Origin of the sequence: Rhodoferax antarcticus ANT.BR, from assembly GCF_001938565.1 — a bacterium.
GTDB lineage: Bacteria > Pseudomonadota > Gammaproteobacteria > Burkholderiales > Burkholderiaceae_C > Rhodoferax > Rhodoferax antarcticus.
Window position 1 is genome coordinate 144,161 of the sequence record NZ_MSYM01000020.1, and the last position, 15,852, is coordinate 160,012.

21 protein-coding genes and 1 pseudogene are annotated in these 15,852 nt (G+C 49.5%); 1 reads left to right on the forward strand and 21 read right to left on the reverse strand.

Annotation, left to right across the window (positions count from 1 at the left end; translation table 11 throughout):
- Positions 1-18: 18 nt before the first annotated feature.
- The 3 genes from BLL52_RS19425 to BLL52_RS21120 all read right to left on the reverse strand — a co-directional run bounded on the left by BLL52_RS19425 (position 19) and on the right by BLL52_RS21120 (position 4,164).
- Positions 19-603 (reverse strand): hypothetical protein, encoded by a 585-nt coding sequence (locus tag BLL52_RS19425; protein ID WP_075588277.1) that lies wholly within the window; start codon positions 601-603, stop codon positions 19-21.
- Positions 603-2,621, reverse strand: a complete 2,019-nt coding sequence (locus tag BLL52_RS19430; protein ID WP_075588278.1) for a type I restriction-modification system subunit M — start codon at positions 2,619-2,621, stop codon at positions 603-605. Before BLL52_RS19430 ends, BLL52_RS19425 begins: the two co-directional genes overlap by 1 nt.
- Before the next feature lie 1,171 nt (positions 2,622-3,792).
- Positions 3,793-4,164: a zinc ribbon domain-containing protein gene (locus BLL52_RS21120; protein WP_075588280.1), complete on the reverse strand. Its 372-nt coding sequence runs from the start codon at positions 4,162-4,164 to the stop codon at positions 3,793-3,795.
- Between the two features lie 89 nt (positions 4,165-4,253).
- Between BLL52_RS21120 and BLL52_RS19445 the strand changes: the two genes are divergently transcribed.
- Positions 4,254-5,615 (forward strand): phosphoadenosine phosphosulfate reductase domain-containing protein, encoded by a 1,362-nt coding sequence (locus BLL52_RS19445; RefSeq protein ID WP_075588281.1) that lies wholly within the window; start codon positions 4,254-4,256, stop codon positions 5,613-5,615.
- Positions 5,616-5,758: 143 nt separating this feature from the next.
- On the opposite strand, the gene BLL52_RS19450 is transcribed toward BLL52_RS19445, so the two are convergent.
- The 18 genes and pseudogenes from BLL52_RS19450 to BLL52_RS19530 form a co-directional block, all read right to left on the reverse strand.
- Positions 5,759-6,385 (reverse strand): hypothetical protein, encoded by a 627-nt coding sequence (locus BLL52_RS19450; RefSeq protein ID WP_139313510.1) that lies wholly within the window; start codon positions 6,383-6,385, stop codon positions 5,759-5,761.
- Complete coding sequence (locus tag BLL52_RS20880) at positions 6,382-6,549, reverse strand: hypothetical protein (RefSeq protein WP_158025722.1); 168 nt, start codon at positions 6,547-6,549, stop codon at positions 6,382-6,384. The genes BLL52_RS19450 and BLL52_RS20880 overlap by 4 nt, the downstream gene beginning before the upstream one ends.
- Before the next feature lie 3 nt (positions 6,550-6,552).
- On the reverse strand, positions 6,553-7,254 hold the full coding sequence (locus BLL52_RS19455; protein WP_139313511.1) for a hypothetical protein: 702 nt from the start codon (positions 7,252-7,254) through the stop codon (positions 6,553-6,555).
- A 660-nt stretch (positions 7,255-7,914) separates the two neighbouring features.
- Complete coding sequence (locus BLL52_RS20610; RefSeq protein WP_139313512.1) at positions 7,915-8,304, reverse strand: hypothetical protein; 390 nt, start codon at positions 8,302-8,304, stop codon at positions 7,915-7,917.
- Positions 8,305-8,491: 187 nt separating this feature from the next.
- Complete coding sequence (locus tag BLL52_RS19465; protein WP_075588285.1) at positions 8,492-8,716, reverse strand: hypothetical protein; 225 nt, start codon at positions 8,714-8,716, stop codon at positions 8,492-8,494.
- A gap of 3 nt (positions 8,717-8,719) precedes the next feature.
- Positions 8,720-8,959 (reverse strand): hypothetical protein, encoded by a 240-nt coding sequence (locus BLL52_RS19470; RefSeq protein WP_075588286.1) that lies wholly within the window; start codon positions 8,957-8,959, stop codon positions 8,720-8,722.
- An 11-nt stretch (positions 8,960-8,970) separates the two neighbouring features.
- Positions 8,971-9,312, reverse strand: a complete 342-nt coding sequence (locus tag BLL52_RS19475) for a hypothetical protein (RefSeq protein ID WP_139313513.1) — start codon at positions 9,310-9,312, stop codon at positions 8,971-8,973.
- A 76-nt stretch (positions 9,313-9,388) separates the two neighbouring features.
- Entirely contained in the window at positions 9,389-9,514 is a 126-nt protein-coding gene (locus BLL52_RS21800; protein ID WP_274534908.1) for a hypothetical protein, read from the reverse strand.
- Positions 9,515-9,529: 15 nt separating this feature from the next.
- Positions 9,530-9,757 (reverse strand): hypothetical protein, encoded by a 228-nt coding sequence (locus BLL52_RS20615; protein WP_139313514.1) that lies wholly within the window; start codon positions 9,755-9,757, stop codon positions 9,530-9,532.
- A 75-nt stretch (positions 9,758-9,832) separates the two neighbouring features.
- A complete protein-coding gene (locus BLL52_RS19480) occupies positions 9,833-10,042 on the reverse strand; it encodes a hypothetical protein (RefSeq protein WP_075588288.1) in 210 nt (69 codons plus the stop codon).
- A complete protein-coding gene (locus tag BLL52_RS19485) occupies positions 10,039-10,293 on the reverse strand; it encodes a hypothetical protein (protein WP_075588289.1) in 255 nt (84 codons plus the stop codon). The genes BLL52_RS19480 and BLL52_RS19485 overlap by 4 nt, the downstream gene beginning before the upstream one ends.
- A 514-nt stretch (positions 10,294-10,807) precedes the next feature.
- Positions 10,808-11,023, reverse strand: a complete 216-nt coding sequence (locus tag BLL52_RS19490) for a hypothetical protein (RefSeq protein ID WP_075588290.1) — start codon at positions 11,021-11,023, stop codon at positions 10,808-10,810.
- 443 nt (positions 11,024-11,466) lie between these two features.
- Entirely contained in the window at positions 11,467-11,910 is a 444-nt protein-coding gene (locus tag BLL52_RS19500) for a hypothetical protein (protein ID WP_139313515.1), read from the reverse strand.
- A 7-nt stretch (positions 11,911-11,917) separates the two neighbouring features.
- Positions 11,918-12,295, reverse strand: a complete 378-nt coding sequence (locus BLL52_RS19505; protein WP_075588293.1) for a hypothetical protein — start codon at positions 12,293-12,295, stop codon at positions 11,918-11,920.
- Positions 12,296-12,841: 546 nt separating this feature from the next.
- Positions 12,842-13,743 (reverse strand): annotated as a pseudogene (locus BLL52_RS19520) (serine endopeptidase); the annotation flags it as partial.
- Positions 13,744-13,884: 141 nt separating this feature from the next.
- Positions 13,885-14,406, reverse strand: coding sequence for a hypothetical protein (locus tag BLL52_RS20620; RefSeq protein WP_139313516.1), 522 nt, complete (start codon positions 14,404-14,406; stop codon positions 13,885-13,887).
- 59 nt (positions 14,407-14,465) lie between these two features.
- Positions 14,466-14,936, reverse strand: a complete 471-nt coding sequence (locus BLL52_RS19525) for a VRR-NUC domain-containing protein (RefSeq protein ID WP_420852640.1) — start codon at positions 14,934-14,936, stop codon at positions 14,466-14,468.
- Between the two features lie 44 nt (positions 14,937-14,980).
- Positions 14,981-15,802, reverse strand: coding sequence for a metallophosphoesterase (locus tag BLL52_RS19530; protein WP_075588298.1), 822 nt, complete (start codon positions 15,800-15,802; stop codon positions 14,981-14,983).
- Positions 15,803-15,852 lie beyond the last annotated feature (50 nt).

Consider the following 15,852-nt stretch of genomic DNA (forward strand, 5'->3'; position numbering starts at 1 on the left):
GGATGGGATTTGTGATATTCACGCTGTAGTTGCCGAAGCCGGTCGAGGCGAGCTATTTTCATGACTTTCAATCCACTCTGGATGGTTTTGTGAATCCATGGCAATCACCTTCTGCATTGCCGCCTCTACAAATTCTGCGGGAACAAGATGCCGTGCCGGGCCACTCATGGCAAATGGCCGAAGCGTGTCGGTCGCACCGTACCGGATCACGACAAAATGGTTTTGTTTCTTGGCGCAATCAGTCAACTGGTATGACTTGGTGATGCTGATGTACGCCGTCAGCGCAATTGCAAGCTCGTTTTCTTTGTCTGGATTCAAACCATTGCCCGCTGCGCATTCGTCAATCATGTGTCCACAGAACGCAATCGAATGCGATTGATCGACCGCTTCAGACTGCTTGACCACTGCGTAAAACGCATCCCGTGGGATAGAGCAACACCAAATCCATTTCGTTTGGTAGTCGTACACATAGAAGAAGACTGAATCGACGCTCACGCATTCGGCGTTGACGATGCCCTGCTGCCAACCAGTGGCGTTCATGATCGTGACTGCCGTTTTGGCCCTAGCTGCCAAAAAGTCACTTTGAACTGATGCGGCGTCCATCACTCAGTCACCTCACCCAGCAACACCGCAATCTCAGCCTCCACCTGTTTGAGGTCCGCATCGATGTCAATCAGTTTGCGCGGCGGCTCATACTTGTAGAAAAAGCGGTTGAAATTGATCTCAAAACCGACACGCCCGATGTCTTTATCAGATTCGTCACGGAAAGTCTCATCGATGTAGGCATCTGGCACATGTGGCAGCACCTCGCGGGCGTAGTAATCCCGGATGTCCTCGGTGAGCGGTATGTTTTCGTTGTCCGATAAATCGGGATCTGGAACAATTTGCCCATCTGCATCAAGCACTGGCAATCCATCTGGATCACGCTGGCCCAGGGCCGTTGTGAGGGCTTTGATGAAGGCTTTGCCCACCTTTCCAGCGTCAGGCGCTGACTGAGCCACCGCTAGAGCAAATTCTTGTGCCCATTCGAACGGTTGACTTTCTCCAAGGTGCGAACGTAAATCCTCTTCCCAAATGTCCTGTTGATCGCCTGTGAGCTTCAACCAAACCTTTTCGAGTTTGCATTTGGCGATGGCCTCTTCAGTAATGTGCAGAGACATCCTCAGTGGGCGCAACACCTTGATCCGGCGATAACCGAATACCCTGTAATCGACTATGCGACTGATTTCGCTGTTTTCAGCCGCAGAGTACAAGTCCACGATTTGGCGAATCTGCTCATCACTGATGATGCGCCGCTTGTTGCCTTCATTCTTGATGGAGGTCCACAGATCAGATGCATTGAGCAACTGGACTTTATTGCGACGGTGCGCTGGTTTCTTGTTTGACAGAATCCAGAGGTAGGTCGCAATGCCGGTTCGGAAAAAGATTTCCGTTGGCAGGGCAACTATCGCCTCCACCAGGTCATGCTCAAGCAACCAACGGCGAATTTCAGATTCACCAGAGCCTGCACCACCATTGAACAGAGGCGAGCCAGACAACACGATGGCAGCACGCCCACCGCCGTTTTCAGGCAATTCGAGTTTACTGGCCAGGTTCAGCAGGAACAGCATGGAACCATCATTGATGCGCGGCAGGCCAGGACCAAACCGGCCATCAAATTTCTTTTCGTTGTGCTCGGCTGTTACAGCCTTCTGGTCCTTCTCCCACTTCTTGCCGAAAGGCGGGTTTGATACGCCGTAATGGAAACGCTGGCCTGCGAACTGGTCATTTGAGAGGGTGCTACCCAGCTTGATGTTCTTGGATAGATCACGACTTGGATCAGATTCCAGCGTGCGCAACAGCATGCCAGTTAGGCAGACGGCATGTGTTTCGGGCTCCAATTCCTGCCCGTAGGGGATGATGACTGGCGGCACCTTGAAGCGATTGCCGTAATCAGCCACATGGTTCATGGCATCAGAGATAAAACCCCCGGTACCGCAAGTTTGGTCGTACAGAGTGCGAATGAGGCCGGGATTCGATTCGAACAATGCATCGTCAGGGTCAAGCAGCAATGACGTAGCAAGGTGCACGACATCCCTTGGTGTCATGAAGTCCTCAGCACCCTCATTGACTTCGGCCCCGAAGCGTCGAATCAAGTGCTCATAGAGGTTGCTCATCACCCGGTCGGGCACCACATCCGGGTGAAGATTGATACCCGCGAAGTTTTTGCAAATCTTGAACAAAAGCCCCGCTTTATCCAACCGGATCACCGTATTGGAAAAGTCGAACTGCTCGAAGATGATTCGAGCGTTGTCCGAAAAATGAGCAACGTAGTCTTGAAGGTTCTGCCGTGTCTTGGTGCCACCCAAAGTACCCAATGCGTATTCAGATGTGTTGTAGAAGGAAAACCTGGTGCACTGACGCAAGATCAGGTCAAGGTCAATGCCAGAGTCCTTGTGGAGTGCATTGGCATCGCGGACATCTTGGCGGGTCGGTTCCAGAACACATTCCAGACGGCGCAACAAAGTGAACGGCAAGATGACCTTGCCAAAGTCGGTGTGCTTGAAGTCGCCCCAAAGGTCTTCAGCATTTTTCCAAATGAAATCTGCCAGTGATGCGCCCGAACCCGTCTGATCTGCCATTTTTAAACTCCTACCTGATTTTGCACAAATGAGTGTATCAGTCTTTTCGGAGTTTCAACCATGTTTTGCACAAATCAGATTAAATGCATAATTCAGGCTTCAACCTCAGAATGCACATAGCCCAAAGAAAAAGCCCTGAGTGATCCGTTAGGAATCAGCACAGGGCTTGGGGTGGACTAGACAGCGTAGAACGCTCTACAAAGGCGTCTGCGCTCTGCAGAAGGCCTGCCCTGAGTTACCTCAATCGGGGCCTTGCAAACAAGCTGACGTAGTGCCGCAGACCGCATGGCTGGACTGTAACTGGCACTGTCGCGGGCAACACGGATCAAATGATGTTCTGGAAGCACTTCAGTTGCCCGAAGATGACCAAAAAATCGCTGCCGTTTTTCGCTCATGAGATTGGTGTAATACATCATCACGCGAACCGATCAACCGCAATCACTGACCGTGCATCCTTGTATCCATCGTCAAACGCCTGCTGCACTGCCTGGCGATCAGACTCTTGTTCCAATGCCTTTGCTCGGCTAAACCAACTCTTGTGAAATGAAGCGCGAGCTTCACCGCGCTGGTTGCGAGCCTTGGCGGTAGACCGACCATATTCAACGTAAGTATCAATGCTATTCAACATTTCAATCTCCGATTTTGTTTCAGCAAAAGCGCTTCAACTAGGTTGGAGATGTACCAATGACAAAAAGGAAAGCCCTGCAACCGATCAATGATCAGCGCAGGGCTTGCGGGGGATTTAGAAACCGAGTTCTCTTAACAGATTCGGCTCTTTGACAGCGAATCCCAGCTTGGGCACACCTAAAGCGTACCAACTGCCAGATTTCGTTTTCACATGTCTTGCGACTGGATCGATCTCAACAATCTCAGTCGTTTGCCAATTGGAACCGTGTGTGACACACCGACCAACTGCACCGACCAGATCATGAGTTCTTCCATGCAACTGAGGCATAGCCCAAAGCTGAAGAACCGCTTTGGTTTGCCGCACTTCTGAAGTCTGATTAACCATTGGCATTCACTCCTAAAAAGTTCCACGCCGGAATTGGCACAAGCGACTACTTGGGTATGCCAAGGACTCAAAAAGAAAGCACCGGGCAAGAGAAGACAACGCTTCACGCAAGAAAACCAACGCCATGTCTTATCTTGACATCCTCCCCTCACAAATCGCCTAAGCAACTTGGAAGGGGATTCCTGCATCCAGAGGGCCATATCCGGCCCCGGTTGTGACGCTTACGCCCACAACCTCATTCATCGCAGCTTCATCGGCTCTCGCCTCCACTGCAATGGCAATTTCCATGAGAGCCAGCCCCCTTACCAAGATATTCTTGGCAGCATTCGTGTCCCGGTCATGCTGCGTCCCGCAGACACTGCACGTCCACTGGCGCATCGCCAGATCAGCCAATCCCTTTGGCCCTGTCCGCGCATGGCACACGCAACACTCCTGCGTAGAGTAGCTCTCGTTCACCTCATCGAACCATACAGCCGCGTTATCGCATTTGTACTTCAGCATGGTTCTGAATGCGCTCCAGCCCGCATCCAAGACGCTTTTTTATAAAAACAGTTTTTTTCCAAGCAGCATCTCCAGTGCAGTCACCAGCAATGTCGCTGGCCTAATTTTTGGAGAAATTCATGCAAAATATTGACAGTAATTGCGCATACAAGCCGTTTGAAATCTCTGATGAAGAGGATGTTGTTCACGTCATTCCAGTTTCCGGTGGCGCTGACTCGTCGGCGCTTGCGTTATATATGCACGATACGTTTCCTGATAGAAAGTTTATCCATTTTTTTTCGGACACCGGAGCTGAAGAATCTTCGACCTATGAGTATCTTGATTTGATTGAGCAAAAAATAGGAGCAAAGATTGAAAGAATCAAACCTGAAAAGGACTTGTTTCAGTTAATTGATAGCTTTTCTGGTTACTTGCCTAGCAGTCAAAGTCGCTACTGCACTCGTATATTAAAACTGAACAGTTTTAGAGATTGGATGAAAAAGTACGAGAATCAAAATATGATTATGTATGTTGGCATCAGAGCTGATGAAGCCACACGAGTAGCATTTTCAGTTGAGGGCGTTGAAACTGTGATGCCATTCAAAGAAATGGGATGGGGAAGGGATAAAGTGTTTTCGTTTTTATCTCAACGTGCAGGTATTCCAAGCCAGTATCAAACTCGTACAAGATCAGGCTGTTCAATATGCCCATTCGTTCGTCGCCAAGAAACTGTGGGATTATTACAGAGAAAACCTGACGAGTTTAAACGGGGTATGGCTCTTGAAAAAGTAGAGAAATCTGATCTGGATCGACACACTATACCAGATACACTTTGGAAAGATGCAAAATTGGCTCCAAATTGGGTGAGTTTTCCTATACCCAAGGACGATATTCAAATGGCAGGCAATAGCTCTCACAAATCAGACTTGTTTGAATCGAGAGGCATTTTTGTGGCAGTTGAATTCTTTTACTCTGCATTTCCAGGCACCGATCCGTTTATTTGGCACCAGCGCTTTATTTCCTATTCACCCAAACTGCATTCGATGAAGACACAGGTGGATGATCGGTATCAACATCTCTTGGCTACAGCAGAAGTGTATGAACTGAGCCCAGCAGAGATTCGCACTGACGCTCGGTTTGCTATTTACTACATCGAGGCCCCTGAAAGTAGTTTCGATCCCGATGGACCCAAGGCTAAGAGCTTCACTTGGCACAATGGCGAAAGCTATGCACAGGTGCAGCACATTACTGAATGGGCCATGCGGACCTTGCATTTTGAAGGGCTAAGTCAAGATGCACGCAGGATTGTGAAATCCGAGTTGTCGGTTGAATATGAGTGGACCGAAGCCAGTAAGAAGGCTGTTGAGTTGGTATTGCGCCCAGGCAACATTCCAACCGGCAACGTGGTCGAGGGTATGTGGTATCAGCCCAATGAAGCAGTGAGGGTGCTGGATAAAGACGAAGCTGAAAAGCTGATGCCGTGTCCTATGTGCCACATTTGAATATGCGAGGCTTCGGCCTTTTTGTCAATCCCTAAACCCGCCACTTAAATGTGCGCGGGTTTGTTTTGCGCGTCTTTTTTTGCTCTGCAAAAGAAAAACGACCCTAACATCCATTGGATGAAAGAGCCGTTTAGGGTTTGACATTAGCCTGCGTTGGCAGACTCAATTTTGGTCGCATGGCGATCAAGAAACACACGGCAAGCAATCGCCTTATTCACAGCGGAATCGCGGTCAGGCAAAGTTATGCAGAAATCTCGATTTCGACCGCGCAACTCACCTAAATGGGTCACACCGTCCAAGTCAAAGTAAATGCATTCGCAGTTCTTCTCAACAGCAACATCCAAGGGCGCATCCCGAACATTGGAAATCCGGTCTTTCAATTCATCGACTGAAGCGTGAGCTGCGTCGATCAACATCCCTACCAGCGCAAGTCCGGCATTCGGCTGCGGCCTGTCGTACAGATTTCCAGCGTATGAGTTGGCCACAACACGATCGACATTTACAGCAAACTCATTAGCCAAGTTATGCGCCTGAATGAAACTTGCAAACTTCGGTATGAGAACTCCGTGTGGCTCCAAAATGTTGCGCCCTTCACTTTCGTAAACCGCGAACAAGGTACGGTTGTACCCATCATCAGGCCCCAGGTAAGCAAACGCCGTCTTCTCTCCAATAGCAGTCATAAACGGCCTGGACGCAATGGCAGGCTCAGCAGAACCAACCCAGCCTCGCCGGATCAACGCACGAACAACATGGCGATCAAATGAACTCATAGCGCCTCCAGGATCGTTTTGCCAACATAAACACGACGGATCGCGCTTGGTGGGCAGCGTTCAGCGTCACACACAAGCTGCCGGGCAACCGATTCGCTTCTGGCAACCGTGCGGATCGACACATAGCCAGCATCATGCTTCAACCGTAAAGTGAAGTGTTTCATGATTTACACCTTGATGACGCGATGGCCATCATCGAGAACACCAGCGATGTCTCCTTTGTGATCAAGCGAGTCAATCGAACCAAACTCAAGTGCCGAATAGGATTCTCCAACACCTGAAACATAGATCGTCACATCGTCATCTTGACGTTCTGGTGGCATGTAAGCAATCAACTCGGCCAGACCTTTGTAAGTCAATTTCGAGTCCGAACGGCTGACACCCGCACCGACTTGCTCCGTCGTTGGCGTTGAAAAAAGCTCATCCTGGTCAGGCAAAGAATCCAAGTGACGATGAACGGCGTTCAAATCATCGATTGCATTTGTTACCCGATTGATCGCAACGGCAACACTTTCACAGTCTTCGTGGCTTGAAAGCTCGACCATCAAAAAACGCAAAAGGCCATCACCGCAAGAATCCAACAAACGCTTGAGTTCATCAGCGTTTGTTGCGGCAAGTAAATGCTCGAAATCACCCGCTCCATAAAATTCAAGCAAAGTCGCCTGAGCGCGGTTGATGATTGGTAAAATGCTTTTAGGAGCCGATTCAGTCAAACCGGCCTCAGAACGAATGATCTTGCGGGCATCTTCTGCACTCATTCGCTCACCACTCTTGGCGCTCACGTACTCACCCGTGTCATCATCAACCCACCAAGAATCGGGGGCTTCATTAGAGGGCGAACCGCCCCATTCATTTTGAGAATCACACATTTGCATACTCCTAAGTTAAGGCCAGCGGAATTGCTGAACACTTAACTTTGGAGATGCCGGAGGCGACGAAACGTTTTTATTGGTCAGCAAAACCAATCAGGACCAACCCGAAAAACAGGATAGGCGAATTTGTCGTTAGCTTAGAACGTAGCTTGCGCAAAAATCAAGAGAAACATCACACCCGGCAGAAAGTAAGATTTTGCCGCAGCGTGCTGCTTGACAGTCTGTCGGTTTAAGCCAAAGGCCGCGAATACAGGGGTTCCAAACTTGATCTTGCCGACCGGGACCAACCCAAGTTGCGCCGACACCCCTTCCGTCGCCTCAACCAACGCCTCTATGCGGCTTCAGGCGCGGAAAGCTCACCAATGGTGCGTGCTGGCCGCGTAAAGGGTAAGCCTTGATGGTCCAACACTTCAATAAAGGGGCGACGTGGTTGCATTTTTTTAGTCAGATTCAATTAAATCAGTGTTTTAGAAATTTTGACAAAACCTTTGCAGCATCTTTTAAATGAAACGCTTGACCCGGCCTGAAGGCCGAGGTTTGCGCTCGTTATCTGATCAAACTCTTCTCGATCATCTTCTTCGCCATCATCATCAGAATCGTCAGTTGCATCGGCAAAGTTCAAAATAATAGATTGGGCCTCTTCAATCGCGCTAAAAATTAATCCATAGGCAGACCCACCTCGGCATCCATCCAAAATGTCTGCCGCCCACGGTGCAGATTCACAAGACATCGGTCATACCATTCCCGTCCAACCGCGTTTACATCATTAGCATCTGTCACATAGCCGCGCTTGACAGCATTCGCCAAATGATACGAGTATGAGATTGTTGATCCAAAATATGCCGTCCCATCACCATGCTCAATCAACCCTTTTACGATAGCGGCAGACATGAGGCGTTCAGAAGCATTACCAAACTTTGCATCAATTGATTTGCTATCAAGCCATCTCTGTGCTGATGTCTTGCTATTGTGCGAAGTAGATTTCAAAAAACCGGCTACATCAGTTTCTACAACCCACTTGCGTCCAACTTTTTTGATTTCTGACATGGTTTCCTTTAGTACGTTGAAAATCCGTTGCGATCAAGCAAATCGTGTCGATACTGATCTACATCTACAAATTCGCCAGTTGCACTTCTCAGCACCCATCGGCCACCCACCGGATTCCGGTTTGGGGTCATCAGGCACTTGCACCAAAATCTCTTTACCAAGTTTTGCGATCATGTCTGTTTTTCTTTCAAAATCCCGCAAACTCGGGGATGTTGTCAAATTGGTCGCGCGTCAGGTAAATGTCAGACAGCTTGTAAACCTCGTCACTATCGCTCTGCATTGCCCTGGACTCGGCAGCCTCCATAATTGCGTAGGTTCCGTCAAACTCAACGCGCACGAATCGCTCCTTTTGGCTCAAATTTTGTGCAGCTACATTCTTCGGTTTGCAGGACGCGTAATTTTTGGTTGCCATGATTCAATCACTCCAATTATTTAAATTCTCTACCGCCGCATCTTCCGGCAAATACAACATCCAATCAGCGTCAAAACCTGCGACTGGCGGCACGTCATTTTCCGGCCAAATATCCAATTCAGCACAGGCAATTTCATCGGAGTCTTGAGTGGTTTCAAGCGCCGCCTTGGTGATGATCGCAGCCTTGAAGCGGCGAACCCATTCGTCGCGTGCGATACCGTGTGGTTGCAATTCGGTGATCATGATTTCCTTGGTCAGTTTTTTATATAGCCAAACGTCACCAAGGCACCGCCTTGGATTCTGTGGATACCGCTGCTTGCTACTCGGAGACCGGGCGGGCCAACTACCTGCATCACATCGCAGGTCTTACCGACTCGGGCAAACGGCCCTTGATCAAAGGCCGCATCAAGGCAGGCCAGAGTCTCCGCATCAATCCACTTTGTCTTCGGGTCGTTCACCAGCATCTCAGACATTCCCAATTCCCCGATGGCCAGCTTTGCAACACCGGTAGGCACATCAGTGATGACTACTGGACGAACAAGTGGTTCGACGTAATTTGCATTGCGCGCTTTGGCAAAAGTATTTGTGATGTCCATTAGCATTTCTCCTAGTGGTCTGGTCAACTTGAGCTATACAGTCTTTTGAACTTCAAGCTCCGGCCTTTAGGCCGGGCTAGGTTAGACCTTCAAGGGTTGCCGCCTGCAAGACCTTATATTCTTTCAGTAACGCAACAATTTCGTCTTCAGAAATCACTTCGTTTGCCACTAACTTGGCATAGTAAGAGTCAATATTAAGCATGTTTTTCTTGCTCAGTTAATGAAGGATTGCAGCACTGCGAACATGATGATGCTCATCAGAAATCAACGCCTTCTTAGCACCCTCATCGCAGATAGTCCAGAGTTCATCGGCAACTTGGAATCGACCATGCCGCGTCAACGCCTGAATGTCCTGTACCGAAATGGAACCCTTTGCGGCCAAGCCCGCAACTTGTGCCTTTCGGTCGCTGTAAATCTTTTCAATTTCTGCAGGAGATGGGTGCATGATGTTTTCCTTCTTCGGTTTGTTTATTTACTTGCTCTTAGTATAGTACGCAATGCGTACCAATGCAAGCATTATTCAACCTTCTTTTTTCTTTTCCGCAAGCAACATCTCAAACACCTTTTGCATCGGCCTTGGCATCGTGCGATAGTCCCCTGATCCCTCTGGCATCCGGTATGTTTTAAGCGCACGCGGGGCCACGCCCGCCATCTCTGCCAGCTCGTCCCACGTATTTGCGCCCAGGGCCGTTTTAGTGGCTTGCAAGTAGTCTTTTTGCCGGGTTGTCAAAGCTTCTCCTGGTTGGTCGCTGCCACAGCCGCAATACCGCGCCGCTCGCAATGCGCTGCGACAACATCTTGGATCGCCCGCGAGTAGGCGACAGCATCCAAGGGAGTCACCCAACGTCCGTAGCCGTTGAAACCGATCCAAATCAAATCGTCATGGGGACGTGGTCCCACCGATGTCGCATCGACCACACTAAACCCATCCAGGTCGAACTTTGTGTGCTGGGTATAGCCGTATTGGAGTTCAGTGGTCATGCTGCCGCCAGCATCGCCATGTTTAGTGCGGCGATGGCTGCGGCTTTTGCGGATTCAGACATTTGTTTTCCTTGGTAAATCTTGTTGGCGACAAATAAAGTTCCATCGTAAAACGTCGCTAACTTATTGATTTATATAGACGCTTGCTTTTGATCGAAAATAAAAGGTTCTATCTTGAGTTGCTCAACTACCACCACATGCATCTCAAACGCACAAAATAAAGTCCTAACCTAGAACACTCACCGCAATTTCATTTATGCGAAAACTAGTGGATCACCTAAACTTCAGGATAGAACTTTATTAGTTAGGATGGAACTTTATTTATTGCTAACAAATCTGATGTTGTGACAGGGACCATTTGCTGGTTGTCGCAGCAACGAGGCGCTATGTCGCGGGGTATCGTGTCTACCCAGCCGCAGATGCCGCATTTGAATGCTTTGTACATCGTTTTCCTTCTTCGGTTTGTTTGTTTACTTGCCTTTATTATAGTACGCAAAGCGTACCAATCCAAGAACTATTTCACTTTATTTTTCTTGTGCTCTGCAAGCAACATCTCAAACACCTTTTGCATCGGCCTTGGCATCGTGCGATAGTCCCCTGATCCCTCTGGCATCCGGTATGTTTTAAGCGCACGCGGGGCCACGCCCGCCATCTCTGCCAGCTCGTCCCACGTATTTGCGCCCAGGGCCGTTTTAGTGGCTTGCAAGTAGTCTTTTTGCCGGGTTGTCAAAGCTTCTCCTGGTTGGTCGCTGCCACAGCCGCAATACCGCGCCGCTCGCAATGCGTTTATTTGACCAGTACAAAGACCGCCGCTGGCCGCTATGAGCGACCTCCGGCCTAATCTCACTCTCCAAGCGCACTTCCCCACCTTCTGCCAGGTAATCCCTAATCGTGATTGTTGCCAGCTCTGTTGTAGACATGGCCGCGCCAACCATCACCATCAAGGAAAGTTAAATCCGCTGCAGCACGTAGTCGCTATGTTGACCGGTGGCAAGCAAAAACACCGTCCACATGGCCAACGGCATGGGTCGATGCCCTCGCTCCCAATAGTTCCAGGTCTGGAAACTGTTCGCGCCAACCAAGTTCGCAGCCTCCAGTTGACTCAAGCTAGTCAGTCGGCGCGCGGCCTTGATCTCTTTTCCAGTGGGCGATGGTTGCAGTAGCTCAATCACGCTAGCGCTCTAACCACGTCCAGGCCACACAGCGTTCAAAGTCCCCAATCCACGCGGACGATCCGTGCTGCAGCGCAAATGATGGGCGCAGTGCAACAGCGCACCAAGGCGTGCCAGGCGCAGTCAGCCCAGCGCGTGAGCCATATTGAGCACACATCCACGCCCACAACTCGCCAGATTGCCTTGACCGTTTTGCAACAGCAAAAGAGACTAACGGGCCGCTCTCAAGCTGCCCTACGTGGCACACAAGGCCGCCGTGCATCAAGCTTGCCGACATGACATACCCGTCACGCGCACCAAGGGTGCCGGGTAGCGGGTAGTCGTCTTTATGCGCCAGGGCAGCATCAAGCCACGGGCTCAGGGTCTTGATTGTCTCGTCGGTCACATCGGCGCGGCTGGTGCGTGCCGTGTGACCTGTACTCAGGGTTACGTGGTTGATGTACATAAGTAAATCAGCCGTTGCCATCCTCGCCGCTCAGGTCGAAATCGGCCTCTGCCGCTTTTTTATACGCAGCACGAGTAGCAGACGGGTTGAGCGTATACCAACGTAGTTCCTCCCCGTGCAAAATGTCCACAAGTTTGTGGGCGGCGTCAATAGATCTATCGACTACGGCGTCGTCTGAAATGCCGACGAAAAAACGCATTTTAATCACTGTATCGCCGGTGTAAGACCTTTCTGCCACGCTTGTGAAACAGTGGCACGTTGGTTTTAATCCATAGCCTGCGGCCAAGCGTTCCGCAACTTGCTCATTTGTGAAGTCGGCTACTTCAGACGCATTTTCGCTCCACTCGAATGTGATTGCCGCATACGTTTTAAATTCATTAGCCATTCAGTAATCCGAGGGCTGACCAATGCAGTCGTTTTGCAACCAGTCTTGAGACTGCTGATGCCGTTTTGCAGACAAGATTTTGTCAGCGCGATTTGTTTTTGGCCGTGGGCCATCATCGATTCTTAACCCGTCAAAAACACCGGGTGTGATGCTGTGCTCTTGCAAGTCTGCCTCAGTCAAATCGAGCAAGTAGTTTTTCAAGCGACCAGTATTGCCAACATCGGCCCAGTAGCAATTTAGATGCGGGTCTGCCTTTAGTTGCTCGTCCGACGGCAATCGCAACGTTTTTGACGTTGCGTGGGCGCGGGCCACAGCAACCCCAACTTTTGATTCAAGTGCCGAGTTAAGCCAAAAGGCTCGCCCATCAAGAGTAGCTAGGTCGCCGTTCAGCCGATTCGTGATTTCCATTTGTTTTTCTCCTGCCTGCTACCGGAGGCGTCGGCGAGTTGCTTTTTTACTGCTCGTGCGACATTATATATCACAATTGGGATATGGCCCATCGAGGTCGCGCCACCTGCGGGGCAAAGCCTTTGGCATCGTTTTGACATCTTTAAGGTCAGCCGGGCGCTCGCACCCTGGGCAAATCCCCTTGGCTAAGTGGGCCTGAGCCACGTCGTAATCCATGTCCTGCCGACGCGCTTCCTCTGGCATGGCCTCTGCCAGCTTTTGCCGCTCTAGGTATGCCTGCAAAGCCTTGATTGCGTACCGGCCACCAATCACAGTCAAGACGATTCCCACTACATAGCGCACCACCCCTCCGTAGCTTGGCAGGTATGGCACCAGCTCGACGAAAAAGGCGAACACCGCGAAGAAAATGAACCCCAAACAAAGGGCCAGTACGTGCTCTTGCGTTTCTTGACAAAAAGCCAACCCGCAACCGCCAACAATGGCAAGGTCAGCATCAGCCGGTACAGGAACACCCTGAGTTCTTGACCATGGCGAGCCGAATTGAACTGCTCGTTTGCCCCGTCGCGCAATGCCTGCATTTCGAGCTGGGCACCGCTCATGGCTTGGTTGGCATCAAGCGCAATCTTCTGTTGGGCCTCGACCAGTGCCAATGCTGAACGCTCACTCCCCACAAGCTGATCCAAGGCCGCAGTTCGACTGATGATCTCCGGGTCTTGCTCACTGCGCTGCGTCACTGATCGAGTGGCCAGCCAGTTGGAGTAAGCCTCACGAGAGAACTGGGTGTTTGCCTGAGCCTTTGATAAGACAAGATTTGCCTGTTGCAACTTCTCATTGGCATCCCGAGCCGTCTTCCTGGATGCCTCAATCGTCTTCGAAACTTCATCCAGCCTGGCCGGTAGTATGAAGCTCTCGATAGTGATGTTGTTCTCGACCTTGGGCAAATTCTGCACAATGGTTGAACCCAAACCGATTAAAAAATTGGCAAAAATAACCGCCACCAACCACAGTCCACGGGTGAACCATTTTTCAGAAAAACGCAGTGACTTTCACATAAAACCTACTTTCGTTGTGAATCAATTGAATCGCCAGACAGATTTCGCATTTATTCTTCCAGAGCCTTACTCTAGGAACGTCAATTTAGGCTGAAATTTGGTTCAATTTCCACCAATTTAAACCAAAATTTATGATCGACTAGATACTAGATCTCCCCACGCTTGGACTCTTTTTTGCCGTGTTATTGTTTTTTTCTGAGGCTTTGGGGTTTTTTTCTTTGGAATTAATTTCTCATCAGGTAATTCGTCAAAATTCTCTTTAAATCTTAGAAGTCGAAGAGTACCGTCATCAGAAAAATGACAAACACCAATATCGCAATGAAGTTTGGCAGCGACCAAAAAACTCCGACAAACTGATTGCATGGCAGAATTTTCAGAATCTACAGATAACAATTGAAGAATTCCAATACTTTCATTTTGAAACTCGGAAAGATCATTCAGATAAGTAATGAATTGATGTTGATTATTGGCGATAATTTCGCCAAGTGACGGGAATTTAAAGTTTTTATAATTAATGCCAGCGATAGAAACTACATCTTGCGTTTTATCGTGAATAAAGATGATACATGGGAAATTCTCCAATATTCTGCCGTCATACTTATGAAGTATGTGCGTCTTAAATAGTGTTATTTGATGCCCTTCGTCACTCACTATGTCGTGCGTATTCTTATCTACTTTGACATGAAAATTGAAATTTTGTAATTTATTTATCATATTGTCTTTCGATAATTAATCCACTTACTTTTGACATTGAGATACTGGTGAATAACGGCCTCAAACTCATCAAAGCTGCGGCAAACAGCGCACAGGTAGCCTTCCCCCTTCAATTCACCCAACCACAGTCCTTGAGCCTCCGAAAGCCGTCCCGTGGGCGATTTAAGCTCAATGGCCAGGCCAGTAAACCCACTGCACACTTTTGGCAGGAAAAGGTCAGGGAATCCCGGCTTGGCACCCATCGCCTTGAGCTTTCCAGCTTCGCCGTGCGGTCGTTTGCCGCCATTGGGGACATGGAGCATCCAGGCCAGGATCGGGTGCGCGTGGGCCATCAGCTCAACCCATTGCACACACTGCCGGTGCAAGTCTTCCTCTGGAGTTTTGCGGCGGACCCGATGCACGCTGCCGCTACGCTTGGGGGATGATTTGTCGCCAGCCAGGTACGCACGGTACTGCGTCACAGACATACTTTGGCAGGGACCGGGTTGATGCATGCTGACCATTCCCATACCTAAAGTTCAGAGACTTCTTGTCCGGTTTGTGTGTTTGCAAATACCGGTGTGGCGTAGTCCCCAAAAGGGCCGTGACCGACATCGCAGTACACGCCAAGCGGTAGGGTCGGAATTGTCAAAATCCCGCTCTGACAAACCAAGTTGGCCACATTCAAGCAACCGCGATCACTACCCAACTCCTGAAAAATAGCGCCCGAATCAATGTAGTACACATTGCCCAGCCGACGGGGGCCATTCCACTGGATTGAGTGTCCGACAAACAGCCGGTCGATCCCGATCACACCGGATTCGTCGCCCTTATCAACGCGATCCCGACCCCACAAGGCCTCATTGATGATTTGCTCATTTCCAACTGACAGCAACATCAAAAATTCATTCCACTCCAGGCCATTAGGTACACCGGCATGCACCAATCCAACCGTGCCGCGAACTGTTTCAACCTCGATGGCAATGGGTAGCTTCTTGAATGCCTCTTGGATCTCCAACAGAGTCTCATCGCTTTCACCGGACACCCATCCCATACCATTCCAATTCACCTGTCCAAGCGCCCGGATTTCAGGCACCGAAAGCCATATGAAATTAGCATCGTGGTTGCCAAGGACAGCATGCACATACGGCTTTTTGAGAAATGCAAGGACACGAGCGGACTGTGGCCCACGGTCGATTAAATCTCCAAGCGAGAACAAGCGATCTGTTTTTTTGTTGAATTTAACCTGCTCCATGCGCTCAAGAACAGAGTCATACGCACCGTGAATATCACCGACGACGTAATCCACACCAAGATTATTATTTTTGAATCTTTTGAAATTAATATTACTCACGATTAAAAATCCTGATTTTGAGAAGAATATGCAATCGTCTAGATTTCTCT